Annotated in this window: 34 protein-coding genes and 1 tRNA gene; 8 read left to right on the top strand and 27 right to left on the bottom strand. The window is 66.5% G+C overall.

Translation table 11 applies throughout. The features are described 5' to 3' along the window. Nucleotides 1-131 precede the first annotated feature (131 nt). From VGE49_RS01245 to VGE49_RS01230, 4 genes are all read left to right on the top strand, one after another. Nucleotides 132-371 carry a DUF3297 family protein gene (locus VGE49_RS01245; protein ID WP_312063422.1) on the top strand — a complete coding sequence of 80 codons (240 nt, stop codon included), beginning with the start codon at nucleotides 132-134 and terminating at the stop codon, nucleotides 369-371. A gap of 171 nt (nucleotides 372-542) precedes the next feature. Further along, nucleotides 543-1,976, top strand: a complete 1,434-nt coding sequence (locus tag VGE49_RS01240) for a M20/M25/M40 family metallo-hydrolase (protein ID WP_331032772.1) — start codon at nucleotides 543-545, stop codon at nucleotides 1,974-1,976. Nucleotides 1,977-1,988: 12 nt separating this feature from the next. After that, nucleotides 1,989-2,073: transfer RNA gene (locus VGE49_RS01235), tRNA-Leu, on the top strand. 213 nt (nucleotides 2,074-2,286) lie between these two features. Then, nucleotides 2,287-2,634 (top strand): hypothetical protein, encoded by a 348-nt coding sequence (locus VGE49_RS01230; RefSeq protein WP_331032771.1) that lies wholly within the window; start codon nucleotides 2,287-2,289, stop codon nucleotides 2,632-2,634. Between the two features lie 168 nt (nucleotides 2,635-2,802). Here VGE49_RS01230 and VGE49_RS01225 read toward each other — a convergent pair whose 3' ends face one another. From VGE49_RS01225 to VGE49_RS01210, 4 genes are all read right to left on the bottom strand, one after another. Continuing rightward, nucleotides 2,803-3,018 carry a hypothetical protein gene (locus VGE49_RS01225; protein WP_331032770.1) on the bottom strand — a complete coding sequence of 72 codons (216 nt, stop codon included), beginning with the start codon at nucleotides 3,016-3,018 and terminating at the stop codon, nucleotides 2,803-2,805. Nucleotides 3,019-3,379: 361 nt separating this feature from the next. Continuing rightward, nucleotides 3,380-3,538 carry a hypothetical protein gene (locus VGE49_RS01220; protein ID WP_331032769.1) on the bottom strand — a complete coding sequence of 53 codons (159 nt, stop codon included), beginning with the start codon at nucleotides 3,536-3,538 and terminating at the stop codon, nucleotides 3,380-3,382. A 28-nt stretch (nucleotides 3,539-3,566) separates the two neighbouring features. After that, entirely contained in the window at nucleotides 3,567-3,929 is a 363-nt protein-coding gene (locus VGE49_RS01215; RefSeq protein ID WP_331032768.1) for a hypothetical protein, read from the bottom strand. Continuing rightward, nucleotides 3,926-4,549, bottom strand: coding sequence for a hypothetical protein (locus VGE49_RS01210; RefSeq protein ID WP_331032767.1), 624 nt, complete (start codon nucleotides 4,547-4,549; stop codon nucleotides 3,926-3,928). Before VGE49_RS01210 ends, VGE49_RS01215 begins: the two co-directional genes overlap by 4 nt. A gap of 88 nt (nucleotides 4,550-4,637) precedes the next feature. Between VGE49_RS01210 and VGE49_RS01205 the strand changes: the two genes are divergently transcribed. Genes VGE49_RS01205 through VGE49_RS01195 form a run of 3 tightly spaced genes read left to right on the top strand, consistent with a single transcriptional unit; the run spans nucleotide 4,638 to nucleotide 5,526 of the window. Beyond that, on the top strand, nucleotides 4,638-5,141 hold the full coding sequence (locus tag VGE49_RS01205; protein WP_331032766.1) for a hypothetical protein: 504 nt from the start codon (nucleotides 4,638-4,640) through the stop codon (nucleotides 5,139-5,141). Further along, the gene (locus tag VGE49_RS01200; RefSeq protein ID WP_331032765.1) at nucleotides 5,138-5,335 is read left to right on the top strand and encodes a hypothetical protein; all 198 of its coding nucleotides are present in this window, start codon (nucleotides 5,138-5,140) and stop codon (nucleotides 5,333-5,335) included. Before VGE49_RS01205 ends, VGE49_RS01200 begins: the two co-directional genes overlap by 4 nt. Continuing rightward, entirely contained in the window at nucleotides 5,332-5,526 is a 195-nt protein-coding gene (locus VGE49_RS01195; RefSeq protein WP_331032764.1) for a hypothetical protein, read from the top strand. Before VGE49_RS01200 ends, VGE49_RS01195 begins: the two co-directional genes overlap by 4 nt. Before the next feature lie 168 nt (nucleotides 5,527-5,694). Here VGE49_RS01195 and VGE49_RS01190 read toward each other — a convergent pair whose 3' ends face one another. From VGE49_RS01190 to VGE49_RS01145, 10 genes are all read right to left on the bottom strand, one after another. Then, nucleotides 5,695-5,982: a hypothetical protein gene (locus VGE49_RS01190; protein WP_331032763.1), complete on the bottom strand. Its 288-nt coding sequence runs from the start codon at nucleotides 5,980-5,982 to the stop codon at nucleotides 5,695-5,697. Further along, nucleotides 5,979-6,428, bottom strand: coding sequence for a hypothetical protein (locus VGE49_RS01185; protein ID WP_331032762.1), 450 nt, complete (start codon nucleotides 6,426-6,428; stop codon nucleotides 5,979-5,981). Before VGE49_RS01185 ends, VGE49_RS01190 begins: the two co-directional genes overlap by 4 nt. 57 nt (nucleotides 6,429-6,485) lie before the next feature. Continuing rightward, the gene (locus tag VGE49_RS01180) at nucleotides 6,486-6,842 is read right to left on the bottom strand and encodes a DUF1353 domain-containing protein (RefSeq protein WP_312783397.1); all 357 of its coding nucleotides are present in this window, start codon (nucleotides 6,840-6,842) and stop codon (nucleotides 6,486-6,488) included. Further along, complete coding sequence (locus tag VGE49_RS01175; protein WP_331032761.1) at nucleotides 6,839-7,450, bottom strand: DUF4376 domain-containing protein; 612 nt, start codon at nucleotides 7,448-7,450, stop codon at nucleotides 6,839-6,841. The genes VGE49_RS01180 and VGE49_RS01175 overlap by 4 nt, the downstream gene beginning before the upstream one ends. A gap of 514 nt (nucleotides 7,451-7,964) precedes the next feature. Then, nucleotides 7,965-9,422, bottom strand: coding sequence for a hypothetical protein (locus VGE49_RS01170; protein ID WP_331032760.1), 1,458 nt, complete (start codon nucleotides 9,420-9,422; stop codon nucleotides 7,965-7,967). Between the two features lie 9 nt (nucleotides 9,423-9,431). Then, nucleotides 9,432-12,611 carry a hypothetical protein gene (locus VGE49_RS01165; protein ID WP_331032759.1) on the bottom strand — a complete coding sequence of 1,060 codons (3,180 nt, stop codon included), beginning with the start codon at nucleotides 12,609-12,611 and terminating at the stop codon, nucleotides 9,432-9,434. Then, nucleotides 12,612-13,031, bottom strand: coding sequence for a DUF6950 family protein (locus VGE49_RS01160; protein WP_331032758.1), 420 nt, complete (start codon nucleotides 13,029-13,031; stop codon nucleotides 12,612-12,614). A gap of 9 nt (nucleotides 13,032-13,040) precedes the next feature. Beyond that, complete coding sequence (locus VGE49_RS01155; RefSeq protein WP_331032757.1) at nucleotides 13,041-13,673, bottom strand: hypothetical protein; 633 nt, start codon at nucleotides 13,671-13,673, stop codon at nucleotides 13,041-13,043. Next, nucleotides 13,674-14,261, bottom strand: a complete 588-nt coding sequence (locus VGE49_RS01150; protein WP_331032756.1) for a hypothetical protein — start codon at nucleotides 14,259-14,261, stop codon at nucleotides 13,674-13,676. Next, nucleotides 14,261-16,765, bottom strand: a complete 2,505-nt coding sequence (locus VGE49_RS01145; protein ID WP_331032755.1) for a phage tail tape measure protein — start codon at nucleotides 16,763-16,765, stop codon at nucleotides 14,261-14,263. The genes VGE49_RS01150 and VGE49_RS01145 overlap by 1 nt, the downstream gene beginning before the upstream one ends. Before the next feature lie 73 nt (nucleotides 16,766-16,838). On the opposite strand from VGE49_RS01145, the gene VGE49_RS01140 reads away from it, so the two are divergent. Beyond that, nucleotides 16,839-17,033 carry a hypothetical protein gene (locus VGE49_RS01140; protein ID WP_331032754.1) on the top strand — a complete coding sequence of 65 codons (195 nt, stop codon included), beginning with the start codon at nucleotides 16,839-16,841 and terminating at the stop codon, nucleotides 17,031-17,033. A 124-nt stretch (nucleotides 17,034-17,157) separates the two neighbouring features. Here VGE49_RS01140 and VGE49_RS01135 read toward each other — a convergent pair whose 3' ends face one another. The 13 genes from VGE49_RS01135 to VGE49_RS01075 are packed head-to-tail and all read right to left on the bottom strand — an operon-like array spanning nucleotide 17,158 to nucleotide 25,594. Continuing rightward, on the bottom strand, nucleotides 17,158-17,589 hold the full coding sequence (locus tag VGE49_RS01135; RefSeq protein ID WP_331032753.1) for a gene transfer agent family protein: 432 nt from the start codon (nucleotides 17,587-17,589) through the stop codon (nucleotides 17,158-17,160). Next, nucleotides 17,589-18,059, bottom strand: a complete 471-nt coding sequence (locus tag VGE49_RS01130) for a phage tail tube protein (protein WP_331032752.1) — start codon at nucleotides 18,057-18,059, stop codon at nucleotides 17,589-17,591. Before VGE49_RS01130 ends, VGE49_RS01135 begins: the two co-directional genes overlap by 1 nt. Nucleotides 18,060-18,103: 44 nt before the next feature. Beyond that, nucleotides 18,104-18,526, bottom strand: coding sequence for a DUF3168 domain-containing protein (locus tag VGE49_RS01125; RefSeq protein ID WP_331032751.1), 423 nt, complete (start codon nucleotides 18,524-18,526; stop codon nucleotides 18,104-18,106). Then, nucleotides 18,523-18,894, bottom strand: coding sequence for an HK97-gp10 family putative phage morphogenesis protein (locus VGE49_RS01120; RefSeq protein ID WP_331032750.1), 372 nt, complete (start codon nucleotides 18,892-18,894; stop codon nucleotides 18,523-18,525). The genes VGE49_RS01125 and VGE49_RS01120 overlap by 4 nt, the downstream gene beginning before the upstream one ends. Then, nucleotides 18,894-19,232: a phage head completion protein gene (locus VGE49_RS01115; RefSeq protein WP_422653085.1), complete on the bottom strand. Its 339-nt coding sequence runs from the start codon at nucleotides 19,230-19,232 to the stop codon at nucleotides 18,894-18,896. Before VGE49_RS01115 ends, VGE49_RS01120 begins: the two co-directional genes overlap by 1 nt. Then, nucleotides 19,232-19,417 (bottom strand): hypothetical protein, encoded by a 186-nt coding sequence (locus tag VGE49_RS01110; RefSeq protein WP_331032748.1) that lies wholly within the window; start codon nucleotides 19,415-19,417, stop codon nucleotides 19,232-19,234. Before VGE49_RS01110 ends, VGE49_RS01115 begins: the two co-directional genes overlap by 1 nt. A gap of 10 nt (nucleotides 19,418-19,427) precedes the next feature. Continuing rightward, nucleotides 19,428-19,997, bottom strand: coding sequence for a head-tail connector protein (locus VGE49_RS01105; protein ID WP_331032747.1), 570 nt, complete (start codon nucleotides 19,995-19,997; stop codon nucleotides 19,428-19,430). After that, nucleotides 19,997-20,179 (bottom strand): hypothetical protein, encoded by a 183-nt coding sequence (locus VGE49_RS01100; RefSeq protein WP_331032746.1) that lies wholly within the window; start codon nucleotides 20,177-20,179, stop codon nucleotides 19,997-19,999. The genes VGE49_RS01105 and VGE49_RS01100 overlap by 1 nt, the downstream gene beginning before the upstream one ends. Nucleotides 20,180-20,216: 37 nt before the next feature. Continuing rightward, complete coding sequence (locus VGE49_RS01095) at nucleotides 20,217-21,479, bottom strand: phage major capsid protein (protein WP_331032745.1); 1,263 nt, start codon at nucleotides 21,477-21,479, stop codon at nucleotides 20,217-20,219. A gap of 58 nt (nucleotides 21,480-21,537) precedes the next feature. Then, entirely contained in the window at nucleotides 21,538-22,116 is a 579-nt protein-coding gene (locus VGE49_RS01090; RefSeq protein ID WP_331032744.1) for an HK97 family phage prohead protease, read from the bottom strand. Continuing rightward, a complete protein-coding gene (locus VGE49_RS01085; RefSeq protein WP_331032743.1) occupies nucleotides 22,079-23,362 on the bottom strand; it encodes a phage portal protein in 1,284 nt (427 codons plus the stop codon). Before VGE49_RS01085 ends, VGE49_RS01090 begins: the two co-directional genes overlap by 38 nt. Then, entirely contained in the window at nucleotides 23,359-25,197 is a 1,839-nt protein-coding gene (locus tag VGE49_RS01080) for a terminase large subunit (RefSeq protein ID WP_331032742.1), read from the bottom strand. Before VGE49_RS01080 ends, VGE49_RS01085 begins: the two co-directional genes overlap by 4 nt. After that, a complete protein-coding gene (locus VGE49_RS01075; protein WP_331032741.1) occupies nucleotides 25,160-25,594 on the bottom strand; it encodes a P27 family phage terminase small subunit in 435 nt (144 codons plus the stop codon). The genes VGE49_RS01080 and VGE49_RS01075 overlap by 38 nt, the downstream gene beginning before the upstream one ends. Between the last annotated feature and the right edge of the window lie 20 nt (nucleotides 25,595-25,614).

Below are 25,614 nucleotides of genomic sequence, written 5' to 3'. Positions count from 1 at the left end.
CCCGCCGCAGCCGCCGCTCAGCCCGCCGCCGCCCGCCAGTCGGTCCAGTAAGCGGCCTCGAACGAGGGCGCGGTTGGCAGACCGGCCGCGCGCCGCTATTCAGCGCGCTTCGATTTTCGCGAGAGCCCTCCATGTCCGACGCCCTGCCTGACCGCCTTTCGGTCGATCCCGACAGTCCCTTCCACGACGCCGACCTGCTGATGCGCGGCGTGGGCATCCGCTTCAAGGGCGAGGAAAAGACCAATGTCGAGGAATACTGCGTCTCGGAAGGCTGGGTCCGTCTGGCCGTCGGCAACCGCGTCGACCGTCGCGGCAAGGCCCTGACCGTCAAGCTGCAAGGCCCGGTCGAGCCCTTCCTCAAGGGCGAGTGATTTTGGCGGGGACCTGAGGCTTTCGGTCACAGGTCCCAACCGCCCAAGCAAAATCTGATCCCGGATTTTGCTCAGATTCTACCTGGAGCATTTTCTGGATTCTGACGGATGCAGTCGGAAGCGAAAATGCTCTAGGGTCCGCGCCTTGTTTGTGAGTCTGGGAGGCGCTCCATGTCGTTCAACGCCCGTCTGATGGCCGCCAGCGCGCTCGCGCTCGGTCTGACGGCCACGCCGGTCCTGGCGCAGGACGCCAAGACTATCCGCGCCGCCGAGCAGGTGCGCGATCAGGCGCTTCGGTCGAACATCGCCCTCGACTACGTCACCCAGATCACCACCCGCTTCGGCCCGCGTCCGGCGGGCTCGCACGCCGAGCAGGCGGCCGCCGACTGGGCCGCTGACTATATGCGCGCCCACGGTTTCCAGAACGTCCGCATCGAACAGTTCCCGCTGGTGGGCTGGGAGCGGGGCGAGGAGAGCGCCGAACTGCTGGGCGCCCGTCCGCAGAAACTGGTCGCCGCCGCCCTGGGTCACTCCATCGCCACGCCCGCCAACGGCGTTGAAGCCGACATCGTCTTCTTCGACGGACTGGACGCCCTGCTGGCCGCGCCGGTCGGCTCGCTGACCGGCAAGATCGCGGTGGTCGACGGCGGCCAGATGGTGCGAATGCAGGACGGCTCGGGCTATGGCTCGCTGTCGCGCATTCGCGGCCTCGGCCCGACCGAGGCGGCCAAGCGCGGCGCCTTGGCCTTTGTGATGCGTTCGGCCGGTTCCGACGAGCACCGCATGCCGCACACCGGCACCACCCGCTATGTCGAGGGCAAGGTGCCGCTGCCGGCCTTTGCGCTGAGCGCGCCGGACGCCGATCAGATCGCGCGGCTGGTGAAGATGGGCGAGCCGGTGCGGCTGCGCCTGAAGTCCACCGCCCACACCTATCAGACGCGCAGCCAGAACGTGATCGGCGACATCGTCGGCGCGACCCGTCCGGACGAGATCATCGTCCTGGGCTCGCACATGGACAGCTGGGACCTGGGCACGGGCGCCATCGACGACGCGGCGGGCGGCGCCATCACCCTGGCGGCCGCCAAGCTGATCGCCGATCAGGGCCGTCCCGGCCGCACCGTGCGCGTGGTCCTGTATGGATCGGAAGAGGTGGCCCAGCCGACCGACACCGGCAACGGCGGCGGCGCCTATCTGCGCAACATCGGCGCGGGCGTCGGCAGGCATGTCATCGCCGGCGAAAGCGACTTCGGCGCCGACCGCATCTACGCCCTGAAGACGCCGCCGGGCGCGCAGAACACGGACTTCGCCAGGATCGCGGCGCGGGTGCTGCGTCCGCTGGGCGTCCTGCCGTCGAACGAGCCGGAACTGCACGGCGGCGTGGACATCGGCCCGCTGGCGGGCGCGGGGGTGCCGGTCTTCGGCCTGTCGCAGGACGGCACGCGCTACTTCGACCTGCACCACACCGCCGACGACACCCTGGACAAGATCGACCCGGCGCAGATGACCCAGAACGTGGCCGCCTGGGCCGCCCTGGTCCGCCTGATCGCCGATTCCGACGTGGACTTCCGGGCCATGCGCCCCGCCGCCCCCGAGGCGGCGCACTAAGGGAGCAACCCCGCGAGCGTGGCGAAACTGGTAGACGCAGCAGACTTAAAATCTGCCGACTTCGGTCTTGCGGGTTCGACCCCCGCCGCTCGCACCATCTTTTATATCAATGACTTATGGCCTATCTGGCCGCCTTTTGGGCGGTTTGGTCGGCCTTTTGGTATTCGTTGAAATTACAGGCTTTTCCTCGGTCTTCCATTCGTTACCACAAGCTCCGAGCGCCGCGAGAGCGCCGCAAGCTACCGCTTTTGTTCTCTGTGAGCGGCTGAAGTCTGTTCCTTTTTCGTTCTCGTCGGCCTATAGGCGCGCCATGTCCGAACCCATCAGCCGCATGATCGACCGCGGAGCCAAGGTCCGCTGGCATTGCGACCTGGGCGAAGGCCATTACGGCGACGTGGACCTGAAGCGCATCGCTATGGCCAAGGGCGGCGACTATGTGCTGATCAACAAGCGCCCGCCGTGCCGCATCCCCGGCTGCCCTGGGATCGTGACCTTCGCCGACTATTCGCGGGTCTATTGGCAGAAGCTGGAGACGTTTAGCGACCGCGATCCGGAGTGGTGGGCATTCAATGACCAGCGCAGGGCTGAGCTTCAGGCCCTCGGATGGCGCGTGGAGATGGGCAAGTGGGTGGCTCCAGAGAAAGAAGCCCCCGCCTGAAAGGTCGGGGGCAGGTGAAGGGGTCCACGAAGAGCGGCGCTTACTGCCGGGCCACCGCTCAAACAGCCGGCACTGCGATTGATGAACGGCGGGTTCCGGCTGTGGTTCCAAACGACGAAAAGCCCGCCCCGGCGAACCGGAGCGGGCCTCGATGCTCACTGATGTTGGTTAGGCGGCAGCTTCGCGAGCGGCGATTTCGCGCGCCCGATCTTCGCTACCAATGTGGCGATGGCCCTTGAGGACCTCGTTCACGCGGGCCGAGTTAACATCGAAGCTTGCGGCAATCCGGTTCTGATATTCACCAGCCCAGTACCGAAGCCAGACGTTGACGGCGTCGTCAAAGGTAAGCCGATAGCTCGGCCCATTGCAGTTCGCTGCAACCATAAAGTTCGGGCTCCTTTGGTCCCGAAAATATGGCTGGCGGAGTTGACTTCCGGCTAGAACAAAACAATAAGCGCCCTGTGCACACAAATCCAAACCGCCAGCCGGTTTGTTTAGAGGCCCGGGTGACAGCCCGGGCCTTTCCTGTTTGTTGAACGCAGAGCGACCAACCCATAGCCGATGCATGGATTCGCTGATTCGAGTCAACCAATTGACGTAATTCGCCTTTTTCTGCCCACCCTCGCGAGTGGGCTGTTTTTTACTGCCCGAAACAGCAGAAAGCCCCGCCACCCGGTGAGGGCGACGGGGCGCATAGCGAAGCCCGAAGGCTCGACGCTAATGGACGGTAATGGAGCCTAATGGACTAGCCCGGCTGAGGTCGGGGCTCGGGCGCCGGACAGTCCAGCCCCCTCATCCCCATCTCTTTCCAGAACCGGCACAGGCGCGCGACCTGGGCGGCCAGTCGATCCCCGCGGGCCTCGATGGCGACGTCGTGACGGTCCAGAGCGGCCTCCGACAGCACGTCCTCAGGGCTCAGCTGCGGCTTAGGCTCAACGGCCAGGTCCGCAGCTGGCGGGTAGACGAGAGCCTTGCTGGCGCAACCGCTCACAAGCGAGAGCGACGCGGCGAGGGCTAGGGGCAGCATCAGGAAGCGAAGAGACCGCATCGGAAAGTTCCTTCTCGCGGGCGTTGATGATGGTGGTGTCGGTTGCGCGGGTCGCGGCGGCCGTTTCCCGCGCGCTGGAGGCCTTCGCCTCGGTCTTGGCTTGCTCGGCAGCGTGGCGATCGCGAACACCCTCAGCGCCCCTGTGAGCGCAGTAGGCGCCGAAGATCAGGAAGGCGGCGAGGACGGCGAGCGCGATCCAGGCCGTCGGGGTAAGGGCGCGGGCCAGCTGGCGGATGAGCGCGATCATCGAGCCCACTCCCCGGTCTTCTTGTGCAGCCAGGTCAGGAACTGGCCCACGGTTTTGCCCTTGAGGATCGAGGGGTTAGCCTTGGTCGCCTCAGGGCCGGCGATCAGATCCGCGCGGGCATTCACGTCGGCGCCGATGACCTTGGCGGCCATGCCTGCACCGAAGAAGTGGGCGGCATAGAGCGAGGCACGGTTGATCGGGATGCCGGCCGCCTTGAGAACGGCGGCGTTCTTGGCGGTGAAGGTTTTGGCGCGGGCCAATTGCTCCGCGGGCGAGGGCTTCAGGCCGCCGAAGGCCGGGCGGCGGATATACTCGCCCTTGGCGTCCTTGCCCCAGGCGCCACCCTCGCGGACCCAGCTGGTCAGGATGAACTGATAGAGCCCGGAGGCGGTCGACGTCGGCGCCTGCACATAGGGCCGGTCGGCGCTCTCGACGCGCGACAGCATGGGCCAGTAGTCGTCGGGGATTTCGCTGGCCGGGACGGTCGGGATGGTGATGCCGGCAAGCTCAGCCAGCTCGCGCAGCTTGGCCTCGGTGTCGCGCCCGGCCCAGCCATCTTCGGTCAGGCCGAAGGTGCGCTGGAACAGGCGCACGAAGTCGTCGTCGCTCATGATGCTCATGGCGAGGTCTCCAGTTCAGATTGTGGGGGAGGGCTGGACAGCGAACGCAGTTGGTTGAACTGTCGCTAGTGGGGCTGAGAGGGCAGCAATGAAGATCACAGGCAAGCGCCGCGACACGCCGACGATGGACGGAGGCGCTGCCGTTGTGATCAGCGTCGCAATCACGGCGGGCGGCCTTGTTGCGGACCGCGGGGTCAAAGCCTGGAACGAGCGCGAAAGGCTTCAGACCGGCAAGGCGGGACGAGCGAAAGACAACGAAGATGTCATCTGGGTGGTGCTGACCTATCGTGCGCCCAAGGGGCGAAAGCCCGGAGCCCTACGCGTCACGCCGCTAGAGCCGACGGGGCTGCTCGTGGCTCTGACGGGGACTGTTGATGAGGCGCCGACGTTCGAAAGCCCGCCAGCGGAGCGGAAGTGGAGCGACCCCATAGACGGCGTCTACGAAGCGGTGGCGTGGTTCAAGCGGAGGGCTGGCGGCCGCCTGAATGGGGTCCGTTTCAACGCGCGTTTGTTAGACCCTCACACCAACAAGGTACGTCGCACCAAGGCTGTCTCTGCCGTTATCGGTGGACGCAAACGGCTTGGCTCATGAAGCGGCCGGGACTGTTCCTCTTTGCGCTGATCGTCGGCCTGAACCTGGGCCACAGCCCGCATGGCTGGATTTACGACCGCGTTTATGACGCCTGCTTGGTCATTTCAGGTGACGACGACTGGAAGTGCGAGGACTTCATGCCGAACCCGATCAAGCCGGGCCCGCGCCGGACTGCGCCGGGGAATGTCCTGTGATCTGGCCCGCATGGGTGGACATCCTGCTCGGCGGTTGCGGCCTGATCTGGTGCCTGGACACCTGGGGCAAGCTGCGGACCCGTGCGCCCTGGCACCCGCACCTTGTGCCGTCGACCATCGGACTGGCGATCTTCAGCGCCCTGTTGCTCGTCATCGGCGCAGTCCGCTGGATCCAGAACCCAGGCAGTTAGCCGTCTCTGGGCCGCATCACGGAAAACCCCCGCCGTTTGCACGACGGGGGCCTATCCACTGGCATGGATTTGAGCTGACGGGACCTTTGGAAAACGCCAGCCCGCAGAAAGCTGTCAGCTAGGAATGAGGGTTCCTCAGGCCATCATTAGGGCGAAGGGGAGGCTTTGCTACCCCGCTTCCGACTTGGCCTTGGCGATCTCGACTTCGGCCGACTGCTTGCCGGTCTTCGCCACCTCCCAAGCCTTGCCGATGTAGAGCGCGCCGACGCCGGCGAACACGCCGCCGATGAAGATGGCGCCGTCGTTTCCGTTCTCGACGCGATAGGCGATGACGATGGTGGCCCAGGACGCGGCGAACGACGTGGCGATGATGGCGAACGGCCGCGCCAGATCACCGATGAAGGCCTTCACGCGCTCAAGACGGGTCGGCGGCTGCTGGATGGGCGTGTCGGTCATGCGAGGTCCTCCGAACGACGCAGGGAAGAGATCACCTGCTGAAGTTGCCTGATCTCGCCTTCCTTTTGCTCGGCCTTCTCCAGCGCAGCATCACGTTCACGGCGCACGCGGTCGAGGTCGGCCGTCAGCTTCCTGACCTGAGCATCCAGCGCGACAGCGCGGTCATGGGCGGCGGCTAGGTCGGCTTCGAACGTGACGGCCACACGCTGAAGCCGTTCGATCTCCTCGCGCAGCCCACTCGTCACTTCCGTGAAGGCCGACGCCGTTGCGCTGATGACGGCAGCCTCGCCGGTTGCGTGATCCTTTGAGGCCGTGGCGTCGATCGCGCGACGCGATGGCCGCTGCACAAGGGCGGTAAGCACCCCGCCAAGCCCAAGGGCCGTCAGCAGCGTGACGATGCCCTCCCAGGACGCGAAGGGCGTGGAAAGGTGGTGGCCTGCGGACATGCGGGCTCCTACGCGAGGGATTGTGATGGTGTCCCGGCGCGAACCGGGTTCGTCAGGTCAGGCCCCGAAGGCCTTGCCCGGTCGGCGGGTGCGAACGGCCAGCCAAAACATGCCCGCCTCCAGGGCGGACACGCCGGACGCACGCAGCGCGCCCATGAACAGCCAGTCGATCACCCACTTCGGATGCTCGGCCGCATCCAGGAGACGGTCATGCAACAAGGCGGCGGCGCGGTAACGCTCAACGAAGCGGCCCCACTTGGCCGGCATCCACCAGCGGCGCGAAAGACCATCGCTGCGATATCCCGCCTCGATGATGCAAAGTGGGTATCCGTTCAGGGTGACGGGGCAGGGCTCGACCACCTCCTGCCACTTCCGATCGATGACGCGGACGTGGACGGGTCCGAACTGGATCACGATGGCCAGCCCGCCGTTCGGTCGATGATGACGGGATAGGCGGCTCGTTGCTGCGACTTCAACGCCCCGCCATGGAACAGTAGCTCGGCCCCCTTGGCGGTCATGGCCGACAACACCGCCAGGACCTGCAGCGCCGTGGTCTGGATGTTCCAGTTATCCTCGGCCCGCATCGGCAGGACGGTTTCAGGCGCGCCCGAAACCACGGCCGTCAGGGCGGCGCCCTGAAGGGCCTGCCAGTTTCGCTGATCGGGATCTGGCTGCATCTGGAGCAGCCGCAGGCCTGCAGGGATCTCTTGTCCCTGCCCCGGCCCCAGCAAGGTGCGCTCGTCGTCGAAGGCCAGGGTCTCGCCGAAGTCATGGGCGAAGTCCTCGGCCATGCGCCGGTCGCGCTCGGCGTCGATCAAGGCGCAGAGCACCTCGACAGTCGGCAGAGGCGCCGGGATCTCAGTTCTGACGATGCTCAGCGCCGACCGCTCTTCATCGCCCCAGATCGTCAGAGCCGCGCGCGGGTGCCAAGTCTCGACGCCATCGACGTCGGCGCGGAAGTGGTCGTCGGCGCCACGGAACTGGATCGGCTCTCCGCCGATGGTGAAGGCGTAAGAGGTCATGGCGTCCATCCGGGGTTAGTGTAGTCGACAGGTCCAGAGGCGGTGTAAGGGTTGATTGTTCTAGGCTTACCTAGCGTGAAATCCCAAAACGACGCTTCTGTTATCCAATAGAAAGTCCCGGGATTGCCCGGTAGGTCGTATGTGCTTGTCGTTATCCCGTTCCTAGTTATTCCCGCCAGATAGTCGACTTCGTATAGGCCGTTTACGTTGAAAATAACCGTTCCGTTGTTCGCCTTCTGCTCCTCAGCGGCAGCAGCCGAAATCATGGAATGGATAAGCAAGACTTCAAAGTTTCCGGCATACCGGTAACTCCACGGCGACCCGACGGCCGAAGGGGAAACCGCAGCGGCCGAATACGTCGCACGAAACAGGCGAGACCCGGCCACTCCGTTATACGGAATGTTGCTTGCGGGGCCTTGGACCGTCGGAACTCTGGACGCGGCGTGAGCGGCCCAATCCTCGTATGTCTTCCCGCCGGGCGTAGCTCCGGCATGAAGCAGGGGAGAGGCGCAGATCATGGCTTCACCAGGACGCTGTAGAAGACGTCCGTCCCGATGATCGAATAGACGATGGTGAACTTGCTGTTCGCAGCGGTCGGGATCGCGGGGGAGGCGGCGAACTTCTTCCAGTCCGAGCCGAGGCTGAGGGTCCTCGCCGAGGCGTCGTAGCTGAAGTTGATCTTCCCGTCCCGGCCATCGACCTTGTTCGTCGGGTTGGCCAGCGTGGCGTTCGCGGTCAGCTGCGGAACCGTGAAGTTGATCCCGGCATGGCAGTTCATCGTCGCGACGTTGGACACCAGCGCCAGGGCCTGAAACTCGAGCGCGGTCTTAAGGACTGAGGGGGGAACGATCTTGTCGGCCACCGTCCCGGCCCAGACCTCCTCCTTGGTGGCGAAGGTCAGTTGCGCCGCCGGAACCTTGCTGTCGGCGTCCAACCCCGCATAGCCATTGGCCGCGCCCTTGGCGGTCTTGTCTTCCTTCTGCGCCAGCAGGGCGAGAACCGCCGCCGCGTTGGCCTTGTCGTCCAGCGCCAACGCCAGGCCGGTTACGTCCGCCAGCGCCACCGCCTCGCCCTTCAGGCGATAGCGCCCGTCGGCCGCGCCACGGTTCAGCAGGTCATCGTCGGAAGCGGCGCCGATGGCCCGTTTGGCGAAGGTCGCCGCGCCGGTCTGGACCAGCACGCCTTCCGTAGCGTTCAGGGCCGACAAAGCCTCAAGGATGGCGTTCTGGGTCTGTCCGAAGGGGAAGCCGTCCGACCACACGCCCGGCGTCGCGCCGATGCGGGCATAGACGTAGCCCGTATCCATCACCAGAACGGTGAAACCTTCCGGCTCGGCGTCATAGGCGGCGCGGGCGGCCAGATCGGCGGGCTTGGCGTTGAACTCGAACGCGTCGCCCTTGTCGCCCTTCACCATCAGGTCGGTCAGGGCGACCAAATCGGTCCAGGCCACGTCGCCGACGCGGCGCCACTGGATATGGGTCGCCGACTTCTGGATCTCGACATTCTTCCCGTCCACGCCCGGCAGGGGCGACGGGATGTTGAAGATCAGATGCGGCGCCTCAACCGTGCCCGACTGGACCACAGTCGCGGGCTCGCCATGGGCCACCATGACGATCTCAAAACTGACGTTCGGCGTGACGCCGTCAGCGGCGGCCGGAACGCCGAAGGCGATGGTGCGGTCTTCCGGCGTTCCGCCGAGCGTGATGGTGGGATCAGCCCCCGGCGCCAGCATCGCAATTGACGCATCGCTGATGACGCCGGCGGGACCTTGGCCGCCGATGGTCGGCCGCCCCACGCCCCACCCCAGCGTCGTCTTCGGGCCGTAGAGCAGGTTGTTTTCCAGATCGAGCGCCATAGCCCCGATGCTGCCCAGGTCAGCAGCGGGCGGCGCGGTGATGATGATGGTGTTGTCGATCCGCCCCAGGGTGTCCTGGAGGATGATCGCGATCTCTGTGAGGTCGGGCGTCGTCATGTCGGCCTCCTAGAGCCTCTGGTAAGCGTCGAAGTTGATGGCGAAGGCGATGCTGGAGACGTTGTTGGACCCGCTCGTCCGGCGGCACTGCAGGGCGTATTGAACCGCGCCGGTTGCAGAGCCCGGACCAGTCAGGGTGAGGCCCGGAGGCTCGTTGTAGTGGGTGATCGAAATCGGCTCCGGTCCGCCGACAACCGTCTCCGACGCCACCTCGATCAGGCGCAACTCGCCGACCCAGGTGCCGGTGTCCGAAACCGACGGCGCCGAAAGCCATTCGACGTTGGCGCTGATGAAGGGCGCCGCAGGCACCCCGCTCGGCGTCAACACCTCGACCGTGGCCCAGGTGTTGCCGGTGTTGAAGCTGTTGGACAGCGACTCCCTGCGCCCGGTCGCCGAGCCGCTTGATCCGCCTCCGACCGGGAAGTCCGCCCCGCCGATGCGCGGCGCGTTCACAGCGATGAAGAAGTCCGCATTGGCCCGCGACATCGACGAGACGGCGATGCTGGACGGCCCAAGCCACATCAACATCTCGCCGCCGACGCCGAACGGCCCGTGCGTCACCAGACGCCGCCCGCCCGCTGTCAGGGTCTGGAAGGTGTCCGACCCATCGGCCCAGAAGGTGTTGTCGCCGAACCAGATCTGTTCGGCCAGCAGGGCGATGTCCGATCCCGACGCCTGCGAGATGAGAGAAACCCGAGCTGGCTTCCCGCCGCCCGCCGCGACCTCCAGGTCGAACCGGGCGATGTTGTTCTGGGCCTCCAGGTCGGCGATGGCCTCGGCGTTGATGGTGACGGCGGACTTGACGTCGCCGACCTCCGCGACCAGGGCCGTGGTTTGCTCCGCCGCCGCGCTCGCTGTCGTGACCGCCGTGGTGGCCTTGTCGTCCACAATGGCCAGGGCGTCGCCCAGGCTGCTGACCTGTGACGTCCGCGTCTCGGTCTCGGTGCCCAGCGCAGTCGCTGTGGCGCGCGAAAACTCGTCCACGACGGACAGGGCGTCCTCCACCCCGGCGATCTGCAGTTGTCGAGCGATGCTCTCGGCCTCGTCGCCGTCGATCCGGGCGACCCGCTCGACCTCCAGCAGCGCGATCTGATCCGCGTCCGCCAGCTCCAGCGTCTCGCGCGTGATCGCCAGCTTCTCGCTGACGAACTCGATATTCTGGATCACGAACCGCTTGTCCGTCTCGGCACGGTTCCAGCGAGCGGCGGCTTCCTTGATCAGAAGCGCGGCCTTGGCGCGGGCCTCGGCCCTGATGTCCTCCAGCGCCGGGGCGTCGGGGGCCATGTCGGCGACCAGAACCCCAGCCAGATAGGGACCGTAAACCGTCCGCTCCGAGTAGTTCAGGTTGCGGACGTGGATCAGGCCGATCCAGTAATAGCGACCGCCCGGCACGTTGATGGGGATATCCGTCGCGGTCGGCGGCCACGTCCCGGCCGACTGCCACTTGGCGTCTTCCGGCGGCTCGTCCATCGGATCGACGCCGTCCGGCACCTCCCACCACTGGACCTCGATGGCCGTGGCGGTGCTGTTGCCGACGACGCCCGACAGGTTGAAGCCCGGCAAGCGCGTCCCGCCCGTGCCCGGCGGGCGCGGCGTGATCACCCAGTCGTTCGGACCCGGCGGCGAGACGACGGTCGGATCGGACGGCGTCAGGGTCGGCGGCGCCGGCGGGACCGGCGACTGGCCCAGGGCGAAGGGATACTTCTGATCCGTCTCGCTGACGAAGGACACGCGCACCACGCCCGTCGCCGGGTCATAGTCGGTGTTCAGGCACAGGCACTTCAGGCCGTTCAGGACAAAGCCCGGCTCGGTGATAGTGAAGGCGTCGCCAGGCCGGATGCGCTGCAGGTGCGGCTTCAACGGGATCACGCCCGCGATGCCCTCGCGCGTGTTGGCGATCTGCAGGGCCGCCAGCTGGGCCGCCTGCTTGGCGTCCGTCACATAGGGATAGTCGATGCCCCGGGTGCGCTTGCCGCCGTCCTCAACCTGATAGGACTCGGCCGTCACCTCATCCAGGGCGGTCAACTGCCAGCGATGCGCTTCGGACCAGTAGCGCGGCCGGATGGTGTTGATGCGGTCGATGCGGCTGGCGGCCGTGTCGATCTCCAGCGGCCCGGCCGTGTCGGCGGCCGAGATGGTGACGATGCTGGCGCGCGGCGCGGCGCGCTGGATGCAACTGATCTTGCCCGCGCGCTGAGCATAGATGGCCCCTCCCGCCTGCAGGAAGGCGTCCAGCACCTGGCTCTTGTCGTCGTCGGTCGTCGGATAGGCGGCGACGGTCCAGCCGTTGGCGTCGGCCACGTTGGCGGCGGCGACGAAGGCCGGCACGTCGATGCCCGACAGCTTCGCCCCGATGCCCCCGACCTGATAATCGACCTGAGGCGCGCCCTTACCGATCGGGCCTTCCCACAGGCCCAGCGACCATTTCAGCGCCCACAGGATCGGGTTGGCGATATAGACCCAGGTCGAGGGGTCGTTCAGTCGACATGGTCCGGCGCCGCCCGGGTAGGTGCTGTCTTGGCGCGGGTCCCAGCCCTTCAGGCCCCGGATGACATAGAGGGGCTTGGGCTCGCCGGTCGGATAGGCGGTGCGCTTGGAGTTCTCCCCCAGCACCAGCATATAGGCCGCCTTGCCCGACAGACGGTTCGCGCCCGTCCAGCCCGGCAGGGTGACGTTATTCTTGAGGCCGGCGGGCGAGACCAGGGCGGTGTCCGGCTGCGTCCCGAAGGACTGCTTCAGCCACATCTCGCCCTTCCACTGCGAGGTGATCGCCTTGCCCGCGCCGTCAAAGGTGACGAACTCGTCGTCGCCCCGGAAGGTCTCGAACCCGTCGATCGGCCCGGCGCCCGAAAGCACCGAGACGAAGCCGTAATACATCAGGTCAGGGCCGTAGGTTTTCCGATAGACGACCGACCCGGCCACGCCGACGCGGCCCGCCGCGAACGGGATCGGGCCGTCAGGGTCCAGCGTCCATTCGAACGTCCGCCCGGCCACGCCGACCTGAGGCTGCAGCGCCGACAGGGCCGCCGAGATCGCCAGATTGGTCAGGACGTTCGTGGCCACCGACATAAGGGTCGAGGTCAGCGTCGCGGTCGCGGCCGCCGAGGCGGCGGCCGTCGTCGCCGTCGTCACGGCCGCCGTAGTGCCGGCCGTCGTCAGGGTCGAGGCCGCAAGCGCAAGCTGAGGCATTCAGACCCTCCAGGCCGTCACGAAGTCGTGGGGGACCAGCACCTGGCAGACGCCGTCCTTGAAGCCGAGGATGCGGCCGTTATCGAGGGCGACGGTCAGCGAGCAGCCGAAGGGATCGCCCTCAGGCATGGCCATGGCGACGATGTCGCCGGGCAGGGCGGCGGCGGGCGGAATGCGCTCCAGACCGACCGCGTCCATCAGCTCGACCAGGTCCTTGAACCCGGCCTTGCGGATGTAGCGAACGGCCCCGGCCTCGGTCTTGTGACGGGCGGCCGTCAGCAGCTTGGCCCTGCGCCCCTGCTTGTGCAGGGCGTGGGCCGCCAGCTTGCCGCAGTCCCGGGTTCCAGGCGCGTAGAAGCGACCGGCAAAGCGGTCCATGCAGGCCTGCGTCGCCGCAGCCCGCTTGATCATGTCAGGCATGGATCGCCCTTATTTTGAGAAGGGGACGAAGGTGTTCAGCAGGCGCTTGAACAGGCCGGGATCGGGCGGACGCGAGCGCCACTCTTCCTTGCGGGCGACGCCGTCGACAAAGACGAGGCCCAGTTCGCCGCCCCAGACGCGCCGGTGGAAGGCGTCGTTCAGGCGCCAGTCGGCGTTCGGCTCCAGCTGGCGCTCGGCCTGGGTGCCGCATTCCAGCGTCAGGGACCAGCTGTCACCGACCTGAAGCCGAGGCTTGTCGATCTCGCCCCCGAACTTCAGTTCGGGGGCGCCGATCAGGCCGCCTGTCGCCGGGTCGATGACGCCCTCCCACCACTGGACGCGCGCGCCCTGGGTGGACGGCGAACCCAGCGCGGCCGTGGCCACGTCCGACGCCGGCAGGATGACGATGTCGACGCGCGTGGTCTGCGCGTCCGCGCCGTCCTTGATGGCGCCGACCGAAGACAGGACGCCGTAGATCGGGTGGCGGCCGTAGTAGATCTCCGGCCCATCGCCTTCGCCCGCGTCGAACTGCGCGAAGCCGCCATCGGTCAGGCAGACCGCGCCGCCCGCCATGTCCAGGCGAACCAGGGTGCATTTGATCGGGGCGGGTTGCTGGAATGCGGCGACGAGGGAGGCGCCCATCTATTCGCGCTCCTTCAAGCTGAACGACAGCCCGACCGCCTTCAGGCTGTTGATCGACCAGTCCTGACCCGGCTCGACAAAGCCTTCGATCTTGGGTTCGGCCAGTTCAATCACGGCGCCGTCGATGGTCGGACGACGCAGCATGGGCCAGATCGACAGGTTGGCCTGGCCGATCCCGTTCGCTGTCGCCTCGGCCGTCACAATGTGAACGAAGCGCTGCCCGCCGAGGATGACCGAAAGGAACTTGCCCTTGCGGATGACGACGCCGGGCTCCAGCCCACGCGCGGGCAGAACCGAACCTGCGACGACGCCGTTTGAGACCGGCGCGCCATAGGCGACAGTGGGCAGGTGCTCCGGGATCGCCAGCACCAGCGGCTCGGTCTCACCGCGCAGCAGGTCCGCGATCAGCCCCATGCCGCACCCAGCAGCCGACAGGGCCGGGATGGACACGTCCAGGGCGAACCGCGAGCCCTTCCGGCTCAGCCTTTGGTCGGCGCCGGCGAAGGCAGGGCTCATGGTATTGGCCGCCGAGATCGCCCGCATGTTGTACTGCGTCGAGCGCGGCAGGCCTTGAAGCAGGACCCCCATCAGCGCGTGTACCTTTGCGTCCGCGCCTGCTGCGCAGGGATGACCTGACTGCTGGTCGCCACTGCCCCCTGCGCCGCCATGACGCCGACCTGATTGATCTTCTGCAGGATATCTTCCGTCACGATGGCCCCCCGCAGATCGAACATGATGGGTTGAGCCGCGGCCGGCCGTGCAGACGTAGCCTGCACTCGCCCCATGGCGGCGTTGACGCTGGAGACCACGTTGCCGTTGACGTTCGGCACGAAGACCTCAGCCTTGCGTTCGCCGACCAGATAGGGGCGACCCGCCATGACAGGGCCGCCGACGGCGCGCTTGGAGCCGGTGAACGCGGAGGCGATAGCGCTGATCCATCCTGAACCACCGCCGCCGCTGGACATGAAGCCCTTGGCGGCTTCGGCCACGACGTCGAACAGATCGTCCGCCAGGTTTTCCAGCATCCGGTCGGTGAAGCGGTCCGCCAGGTTCTCGAAGAAGCCGCCCAGGTCGCCGTCAATCGCGGCTCGGATGCCCTCGGAGAAAGAGCGACGGAACTCGTCGCGCATCCGGCCTTCGTTGTCGGCGCTGTCCAGGTTCTGCCAGTCAGCGCCGGCCTGTTGGCGGGCGTCCGCCTTGCTCAGTTCGGGGCGCAGGCGCAGGAGTTCGTTGATCCGCTCCTCGATCCAGAGTTCGCGCTCGGCGCTCTTGAGGCGGCCCTCATGACCCGACAGGCGGGCCAGTTCTGCCTCCATAGCCAGCCTGTCGAACATCTGGTCCTGGATGCGTCGCTGATATTCCTCCTCGCGTTCAAGTTGGCGTCGTCGCCCGGCGAGAATGATCTCGATCTGCTCTTCGGCCTTCTCGCGGTCCTCGGCGGCGACCTCAGCGGCATTGATGTAGGACAGGTGCTCGACGGCCCGCGCGCGGGCGTCGGTATAGCCAGCAGCCTCATATTGCGCCGTCATCTGGACCAGTGTCTGGCGCTCTTCTGCCGCCTTGATCGACGTTTCGTTGCCCGAGGCGCGGGCGATGTCGATGGCGCGCTGGAGGGAGAGGGCTTCCTGGGCCTCGGCGCGGCGCGCTGCTGCAGCGGCTTCCGCCTTGGCGCGACCTGCACCTGAAGCGCCAGCGCCAGCGCCACCGACTGGTGCCTGCTGATCCGATGAAAGGGTAAACCCGCCAAGTGCGGACTGGATCTCAGCGGCGGCCTTCTGGGCCTCGGTCGCGGCAGCGGCAGGAGCGGCAGAGGCAAGGGCCGACTGACCAGCCTTCCGGCTGGTCTCGACGCGCTGCAGGTAGGCTTGCTGGCGCTGCGCCTCGGCCACATTCCCCTCGCGCGTCAGGCGGGCGATAGACTGGCGAACACGAGCCTCTTCGCGAAGCTGAGCGTTGACACGCTCTTGGCCTTGCAGGGCCTTCTGGTTGGTGTCACCGCCGAGCGAGATCACGGCGGAACCGGCCGCGACAACAGGCAGCGCCCGCGCCGCAGCACCGGCTACAGCACCAGCTCCGGCAGCCACGCCTGCGCCGGCTGACGTGGCCCCGATCCCGGCAATGGCGACCCGTGCGGCAACGGCGGCTTTGACTAGATTGCTGAGGCCGGTGATCACCATGGCGATGGGACCAGCGGCGGCGACAAGACCCAGCAGCGAGAGCCCGGCGATCTGCACGCCGGACGGGAGATCGTTGAACGCTTTCAGGGCGTCAGTGGCCCACGTCAGCACCTCTCCAGCGATCGGAAGAAACTGGTCGCCGAACATTTCGGCCTGCTCTTGAAAAGCGACCGTTGCTCGCTTTTCCTTCTCAGCGAGACCATCAGCCTCACGCGCCACCTGCCCCTGCGCCTCGGCCGACTGGCGCATGATGATGTTGGCGCGCGCGATGGATTTGGCGGCCTCCGACGCATTGGTTGCGTTGCCCTTGAACCCCAACTTCAGCAGCTCGGCCTTTACCGCCGTCTCGTTGACCACGATACCGAAGCGCTTCAGCGGCTCGGTCTCGCCGGTGATGCCAGAGATCACCGCCCGGAAAGCATCGGCGTCCGACACGTCGCGGAAGGCGGCGATGTCCAGCGACCTGCGCTGCAACTGGTCGACGATCGACAGCGACTGCTGGGCATCCACGCCGAGCGCTGTCAGGACGGATCGCAGCTGAGTGAAGTTGTCCTTGATGTCCGTCTCAAGCCGGCCGAACTCCGACGCGATGCCGGAGGCGGCGAGGGCGGCCTCCTTCGGCATATCGCGGAAGGTCTGCTCGAAGGCGCCGCTGACAGCCTCGGCCCGGCGCGCGGCCTGATAGGACATGGCCGTGATGGCGCCGAGAGCGACGGTCGCAGCCAGTTGAACCGGCCGCGCGAAGTTGCCCGCCTCGCGCCCGAGGTTCGCCAGGTTCTTGTCGAGCTGGCGCTGACGGCGTTCGATGGCGTCGGCCGTTTTGTCGAAGGTCCGCTGGCCCTGCGCGAGCGACTTCTCCATGCGGCGAATGTCGGCGCTCATCGTGAGGACGAGGCTTTCGATGTCTCGGGCCATGTTGCCTCACGGTTGCGCAGCGAATAGCGTCCCGCCTCAGGGAGAGTGCGGGATGCGAACAATCGGACGTGTGTTGGTGGGGATCGGCGTCGCGCTGACGCTGTGGGCGTTCTTCATGCCCGTCGCGGTGATCGAGCCGCTGTCAGGCGATGTGATCGCCAACAATGACCTGCTGAACCAGCGCCTGTTGTTCGCTCTAACTGGAGGCGGAACCTTCGTTGGCGGTTGGCTCGCGATGATCCTCGACGCCCTGCAGAAACGCCCCTAGGCGTATTTCACCATCAGGGCGTCGTGCTCCTCTTCCGAGAGGCTGGACGGCTTCTGATCGGCGCCTGGCTGAGCGCTGGCCCATCCGGTGACGGCAGCCGCGAACTCCCACAGGGACAGCTCGTCTACTTCGCGCGGGCTGTACCCGACGACCGCGCCTGTGCCGTAGATGCTGGCGAAGCGGATTTTGCTGCGCGGGAGCGCTTCTTCGACCGCACTCCCGCCTGAGGCTCCCCCAGGCTCTCGTCCTCCACGCCGATGATTGAGGCGGCGACGATGGACTGCGCCAGGGCGACGTGAGGGAAGACCGGAGTGTCGTCGAAATAGGACTGCACCAGCTTGGTCGCGGAATGCTGATCCGTGCCGCCACCGATGAGGCCCTGCAGGATGGCCTCGCGAACATCGTCGATCCGCCAGTTGCTGGCGGCATAGCGCTGCAGCAACTCCATCGGCCCGGCGTCCGTCTTCTCCTGCAGCGCCCGGAGGCGCCCGAGGGGAAGCCGGAACAGCCGGTCTTCGCCCCCGAACGCTAGGGTGACTTCTGCCGATCGGCTCATTAAGCGCCGCCGACGTTCGCGCCGAAGGTCGCCGTAACGATGCCGTCAGACGCCAGGGTCATGGTCGAGTTGACCTTCTCGCCCCGGTTCCCGTTCAGATCGAACTGGGTCAGGTGGAAAGCGCCGGCGAAGGTGATGACGTTGCCCACCGTGTCGTCGTCCAGGATGATCTGGCAGTTCTTCGACTCTTCGTTCTTCCACCAGTCCCACAGCTTCTTCACGTCCGACTTGTCGGACATGCCGCCGCCAGTGAAGTCGACCGACAGGGACTGTTTCTCACGCGCGGTGAAGGCGATGGCCTCCAGATCGGCGCAGTCGGGAATGGTGGCGTCGTTGGTCTGGGCGTTGAAGGTGATCCCGCGCTCGGCGTTGATCGTGCAGAGGGCGGTGAAGACCTCCGGGCCCGGCGTCGCTCCGTCGCCAACCTTGAGCACGAGCTTGACGCCGCGCGTGTACTTAACAGCGGCCATCGCGGCCTCCTTTGATGAGAAGCCGCGCGAGGCGGCGGGGTCTGCTAGGCCGAAGCCGAGGTCAGATAGGTGATCGAGACCGAGCGGTGCGCGGTCAGGACATCCGGGTCGCTGACGGCGCGGTCGAACTGGAACTCCCAGTCATCGACGACATGGCCGGCCAGCGTGAGGGTCTTGGTCAGGGCCTTGCGCGCGGCGCCCGCCATGGCCTCGACCTTGGCGGCGCTCTCGGCGTGCGTGGCCTCGCGGGCGAACAACTCCAGCGTCAGCGTGACCTCGGAGCCTTCGCCGCACTCGGTGTCATCTCCGGCAACGTCGGTCAGCATAAGCCCGTAGGGAAAGACGGGCGGCATCGGGGCCGCAAGCGGGTAGAGGCGAACGTTCGAGGGGCTGAAGACCGCCACCGTCGCGGGGTCGGCGCGCAGGGCTGTTTCGGCTGCGGTGCGCAGGGCAGTGGCGATGTTCACTTGATCGCCTCCTGGACGGCCTTCTTGGCGGTGCGGGTCATGCGGGCCTTGAAACGACGCCTCTTGAGGCGATAGGCAGGCCAGAAGAACGGCCGCGGCGCTGCCTGGCCATGACCGAACTCGACCCAGGAGACGTACGGCGCCGAGCGGTCGCCGGCCGAGACGCGGCGGCTGATCCGGGTGCTGTCAGAGACGTCCTGCTCCTTGATCGAGGAAACGAGCGGACCTTCTTGAACGGGCGCAAAGCCCTTCATGGTCTCGACCAGCTCCTGCGCATTGGCCTTCAGTTGGTCGCGAGCGGCCTTACGGACCTGAACCGGGATCGCCCTGATCTTTCGGCGCAGACGGTCGCGATTGGAGAAGGCCATCAGCCTGGCGCTCCGCCCGAAACGGCAAGGATGTTGCGGAACCCGGCATCCCGGCCAGGGCTGGCCGCCGTCACGTTGAAGATTTCGCCGGTGCGGACGTTCACCACCCGCATGGCGGGTGTGATCGTGCGGGTCTGAGAGCTGTCGCGGACCGTCATGCTGACCGGCTGGCGCTTTTCCAGCCGCTGCTGGATGGCGGCTTCCGAACCTCGCAGATAGTCGACCTTCGCCCAGACAGTGAAGCCGGGTTTGAACACGCCCAACGGGTCGCCGTTGGCGTCCTCTTCGCGGCTGTCGAACCGCACTTTGTCCTTTAGGTCTCCGGCGCCGGTAGGCATCAGGGTTTAGCCTTTGCGACAGCGCCGCGCGCGGGAGCGCTGATCTCGACGGCGTCGCCGTCTTTGACCAACTGCTGTCCCCAGGCGCGCTTCACCGGACCCTTCCAACCGGCCTTGTAGGCGACCGTCATCCGGCGATCCTCGGGCGGCGTCCAGTTGCGGTCGCGAAGAATGCGAACGTGCATGGCGATCTCCTCAGAGCAAGAACCGGCGATGATTGGTCAGCAGCGCCTCGACCGTTGCGCTGGTCGGGATCGCGCTTGCATCGCCGCCGACAGTCTCGCGGTAGGTGTAGAGATCGCCGAGGATCAGTTTCGCGGCTGCCATTAGTTCAGGCGGCGCGGCGCCGTCGTCATATCCAGCCATCATCTCCACGGTGATCAGGCTTCCCGCCTGAACGGACGGCCACGATGCGCCGCCCGCACGAACGATCTCGGGCAGTAACCCCTCCAGTCGGGCCTCATATTCGGCGGCGGATAGGGTCTGATCGACGCCGGAACCGTCGCGGTATCGGATGGCGAGGATTTCGACGACCGGAGCTACCGATAGGGCGGCCAGGTCGTTCCAGCCGCCGCACCGGATCGTCAGGGTCTGCCGGACGAGGCGCTGACCGGTCACGCTCTCGACGTGACCGACGGCTGCCGCGACCATCCCCTCGATGAGGGCGTCGTCGTCATCGTGATCGACGCGCAAATGCTTCTTCGCGGCGGCCAACGTGATCGCCTGATCGGTCGGCGCCGCCGTGACGACAGGCGGGCGCCACATCAGTCGCGTTTCTCGGCTGCGGGCTTCTTCACCGCGCGCTCGATTTTATCTTCGATCGCCGGTGCAGCGAACCCGGCCTCGATAAGGCGTCCGGCTTCGTCGTCGGCGAAACGGTCGGTCTCATCGCCCGGCGACAGCGCAAAGTCGTCGCCCGCGAGGGACGTCAGCATCTTGATTTTCATGGCGGTGCGGGACGGCCACTACAGCCGCCCCGTCCTCTTAGGCTGCGGTGATCAGGTGCTTCACGGCGGCGGGCTGGACCAGCTCGCCGTCGAAGCGGATGAGGCCGGCGATGCCGACCTGCGGCCAGAACCGCTCGCGCAGCACGCCGATGACCGGCGAGCCGACCTTGCGGACCCAGTACTTCTTCAGGTCGCCGAAGATCACCGCCTTCTTGGCGGCAGCCAGGCTGTCCATGTCCTGATTGATACGGAAGCGACGGCCGTTGATCGTCGCCGGCACGCCCGCCTGGAAGTCGCCCTTGTTCCAGAGATAGTTGCCGTCGCCGTCCTTCAGCTTGCGGATCGCCTTCAGGGTGGTGTCGTTGAACATGAAGCCGACGCCCGGCGCCTGACGATAGGCCGGGTCAACCGAGTGTTCGAGGTCGATCAGTTCGTCGGCGGTCAGCGCCGCCTGGGCCACGGCGGTGATGCCGAGCGAGGAGGCGGTGACGATGCCGTTCGGGGCCGAAGCGCCCGTGCCGACGGTCAGTTGACGGTTGGCGATCCGGCCCAGGCGTTCACCGATCAGGCTGCCCAGCAGGGCTTCCATGCTGAAGATCGAGTCCTGATCCAGTTCCCACGTCCACTTGATGAACTCGGTGTCGAAGGAATAGGCGTCCAGCGTCTTCTGGCCGAACTCGACGTCCTGCGAGCCGTCGTCGGCGATGTCCGCGCCTTCGTTGTGCGCGTCTCCGCTCTTGCCGGTGTCGTCGACCGAGGGAATGGTCTGACGGTTGCCACTGGAGGTCATCATCTCCTGCACGACGTCGCCGTCATACATCGGACCATGCGCCTTCATGGCGATCTCGATGTGGTTCATCAGCTCGGTCGGAACCGTGTAACCACCGGCCGCCGCCGTGCCGGCGACCTGGGTACGTTGCTCGAACTTGCGAACGCCGCCGCGCAGAACGGTGCGCTCCTCGGTGCTCAGCTCGTCCAGCGGCACGCCGCAAACGACCTTGGCGAAGACGCTGCGATACTCGACGCTGTCGGTGTCATCGCCGCCGCGGTTCTCATCGTCCTTCGGGATGGGCCGGCGTTGCTTGCGGCGCTCTTCGGCGCGGGCCTCAGCTTCGGCCGTGCGCTCCTCACGCGCGATCAGGCCGCCCAGGCGATCGTACTCCGCCATGGCGGTATCGTGCGAGGCTTCCAGTTCGGCGGCTCGGCTCTCGTCGGTGTTGGCGTTGATCTGGTCGAGACGCTCGCGGGCTTCCGACAGGACGGTGTCCTGCTTCTCCCGCAGTTCGGTAATGCGCGACATGGCGATCTCCTATGTTGTCGCGTTGATGGGTTCGGTCGGTCGCGGGAGGCGCGCCGCCTTACTCTCGGCCCTTGAGGTCGAGGGAAATCTTCATGCGTAGCCGACGCGCCGCGTGGCTGAAGTTGGAGGAGCGACGCTCCTTCCGCGCCGCATCGAGCGAGCGCAGGGCGATGGTGGTGTCGCCGTAGGCCGGATCGGCCGTGGGCGAGATTTCACGCAGAAGGGCTTCGTGGATCGTCCGCAGCGGCGGCTCGACCGTATCGTCCCAGGTTTCCTTGATGGCGCGGAAACCGAACGACGTGCCGGTGATGTCACCCCGACCGACCGAAACAGCCAGATCCCGGCCATCGGTCGTGTCGGGCAGGTCGATCTCGTAATGGACGCCTTGCTGATCCTCGCGCAGGCGCAGCGTTCCGGCCGTGGTGCGGCCGAGGACGCGGTTCCGGTCATGACCAAACAGCGCGAGGATGTCGGCGCTCAGAGCATTGCGGAATGCGCCAGGAGCAAAGACCTCACGGAAGCTGTCGCCGATGTCAGTCGTCTCGCCGTAAGCGATCCCGACGCCGCCGACGAGCTGGCCGTCAGCCGTCGCCCGCGCCTCAACCCTTTGGCTCAGGGTCCGGGTTTCCAGGGTCATCCGCCCCTCCATTGTTCGTGGTGCCGACGGGCTGGGTGCCGAGCGGCACCGTCGCCCCCTGAATGTAGAGCTTGCCGCCTGCGCCGGACGGGTCAGGCGGGCGGTTCTCCAGAGCCCGGGCCTCGTCCGGCTGCATCTGGCTGGTCTGGATCGCACGAGCGTAGGCCTCGATCCGGTCCTTCAGGACGCCGCGCTGAACGGCGTCGAGGTTGTGCTCGACGTAGCGCCCGCCATTCGACAGGCCGAACACCTTGAGGTTGACCTCTTCCTCCAGCGCCTTTGCCCACTGGGCCAGCAGATGCTTCACCAGATGCAGGTCCTGCTGCTCGGTGTTGGAGAAGGTGCCGTGGGTCAGGTCGCCGACGAAGACGGGCGGCATGTTCAGCGACCGCGCGATCTCCTCGATGACGAACTTCATCGCCTCGGTCATCTGACCCTTGGCGGGGTCGAAGCCGACCGGCTTCAGTTCATAGCCCGGCGCCACCGGGAATATCTGGGAGCCCGTTTCCTGCGCCGCCTTGATGACAGCCTGCTGATCGCGCAGAGCGCGTGCCATGGCGTCGGCGCCGGCTGGAAGCGGCCCCGTCAGAGCGAGGGGCGGAACGCCGCCGCCCTTGAAGAAGCCGCCTGAGTAGCGAGCCATGCGCCTGGCCAGGACGATGGCGTCATTCGCGAAGTAGAGCGGGCTGCGAACGCGAAGCTGGTCGTCTCGCAGCATGAACGGCACGTCGATCACATCGGCGGCCGGGTAGGTCTTGCCCTCGTAAGTGTAAACCTTCCGGCCCGCCTTGCGGGAGACCGTCGTCTTGGCGGCGTCCATGGGCCAGAGTGCGACGACAGTCGAGCCCTGCCGCTCGATCCACATCAACCCGCGGCCGCGCGTGAAGACCTGCTGCCAGAAATACTGGCGCAGACCGAAGCTGGTCCACTCGGCGTTCGGCGCCTCGTTCAAGACCGCCTGCAGCTTGCCGGGCAGGCGTTCGGCCGAGCCCTTGGCCTTTTTCCGATAGGCGTGCAGGGGTAGGTTGGCGAGCGAACGCGACAGGAACGCCACCGCGGAGCCGAAGGCCGGCACCCGAAGCGCCTCATCGAGCGTCACGGTCGGAAGCGGTCCGGTGTCGACGCCGAAGAACTCGAGGAAGTTGGCGCTGCTGACCGGAACCGTCGGGTTCTCGATGTTCGCCGAGCGCGTTTCAACACCAGCCGCAGTGCGGTCCTTCCCTCGGAGGCGGTCGAACAGGTTCATGCAACCATCCCCATCAGCGAGAAGTTCGGGTCGTCCCAGGGCGAAACCGGCTCGGGTTCGGTCGGAGCGGCGTAGAGGGCCGCGCCGGCGCCCATAGCCAAGGTGACCAGGCCGTCGATCCGGCCGCGGGACGCCTTCTTGTCGAAGGCTCGGTTCTTCTGTCCGTCGGCGATCAACAGGGCGTTGCCCGCGCACATGTAGGTCACAGGCGACGCATCGACCGTGATGGTCTTGTTCAGGATCGCGTCTTCCAGACGCTCGACCGAACGCGGCATGCAGAGCTGCCGGTCCTCGAAGACGACCCGCGTTCCCTGTGCGTGAGCGACCAGCTTCAGCCCGGTTCCCTCGGGTTTGTCCGCCCCCAACCACCGCCAGACCGGGAAACCGATCTCGTCACAGGCGGCGATGAAGTCGGCGATGCCGGCCGGGTCGAAGGCCATGAACTGCAGATCGTGCTCGGCCGCGATTTCGGCGAGCTGGGCGGCCACGAAAGACTTGTCGATTACGGGGCCGGGAACAGCGGTCAGGTGCCCGGCCGCGACCCATACCTCGTAGGGAGCGCCGTCCTTCTTGGCGCGGTCTTCGAGGCCTACGCGCGTCGTCCAGTACCAAGTCTTCGCGTAGAGCCGGCCGTCCTTCAGCCAGACCACCGTCAGGGCCGTGAGGTCGTTCTTCTGCGACAGGTCGAGTGAGGCCCAACAGGGGCAGCCCCGGAACTCGGCCGGATCGACCGCACCCTGAACAGCGGCCCAGGCGCTTTCGTCGATCCAGAAATCAACCGCTCCGGTCGGGATGCCGAAGTAGAGGCGCTTCACCGACATGGCGGTCGAGAGCAGCACCCGCGCGGTGTTCACCTCGCCCTGGATGTTCTCCATGGGGAAGGTGATGCCGAGTGCGGGGAGGGCCTTCACCCATGCCGTGGGGTTGTCGAAGATCGTCTCGCGGTCGGCCTGATCGACGCGGGCGATGAAGGCGAAGGCTTCGTCGTCCCTGACGTCGCCCTTGAGCACCTTCTGGAAGAAGTCGCTGTAGGCGGTGCCGACCAGTTGCGTCGTTGCCGGGGTGTTGGTCCCCAACAGCATCATGGCATCGCCCGGCATCTTCGCGATGGCGCGCCGCCACGTCTCGATGGGGGCGCCGGTCTTGAACTCGTGGATTTCGTCCGCCGTCACCAACGTCGGGCGCGGACCCGAGATGGCGTCGCCGTTCGCCAAAGCCTGAAACTTCGATCCCGACTCGGGATGCTCGATCTTCCAGGCGTTGTCGCCCTCGCCGCGGATGACGATCTCGCCCCGGGAAAGGAGGCTGTCGGTCTCATCTTCCGGGGTGTCGGGCAGGTTGGCCCGGCACATGGCCACGCCGTCCTTGAACAACACGTTGGCGGTCGCTCGGTCCTGCCCGATGGCATAGACCTCAGACCGTTTCACGCCGTGCCAGCCCATCATGTAAAGGCCGATGCCCGCCATGAGCGGCGACTTGGCCTGTCCCTTGCCGGTCTCCAGCCAGCCTTGGCGGAACCGGAGGCGGCCGCTTTCCTTCTTCCAGCCAAACAGCGAACCGACGGTGAAAGCGTGCCAGGGAAGCAGGGTGAACGGCTTCCCCTCGTGCGTCCCCGCGGTGATCGTCAGTAGAGCCGGGAAGAAGCCCAGCACCCGGGCCGCTGCCGCCTCATCGAAATAGAGTCCACGCGCGGCGCCGTCCTTCAGGTCGCGAAGGTGGCGCTCGGCAGCCAGGCCGACCAGCTCTCCCGCTATAATCCGCCCGGCGACGACGTCGGTTGCCCAGCGGGACGTGGGGTCACTTGGCGACGGGCCGGAGATACGAGTCCGAGGCACGCTCAGCCCTCGCTTTCTTCACGATCTTCGCGGCGCCGGAGCGGCGTCGCGGCGACAAGCCCAGTTCGGCCTCCAGCGCGGCGGCGTCCGACGCCGCTTCACGCATGGCCTGAAAGTGCGGGCTCAGTCGGGCGATGGCCTTCGGGTTGCCGCGCTTCGGTTTCAGCACCGCGCCGTTCTCGGCGACCTCGCGAGAGCAGCGGTCGTAGATGACGTAGGACAGGACGAGGCGCTGGACGGCGTGGCCGTTCGACGGCGACAGGATGTCCCGCTCCTTCATCTCCGTGGCGATGCGCCGCCAGTGATCACCGGCGGCCTCGATCTCCAGATCGTCGGTCAGGAGCATGCGCCAGTGCGGCTCCGGCACGATGTCGCCCGTCCCCGGCACTATGTTCATGCTGCATCTCCCCCCTACGG

Source organism: Brevundimonas sp., from assembly GCF_036405315.1.
Taxonomy (GTDB): domain Bacteria; phylum Pseudomonadota; class Alphaproteobacteria; order Caulobacterales; family Caulobacteraceae; genus Brevundimonas.
This window is presented reverse-complemented; position numbering and strand designations above follow the sequence as displayed.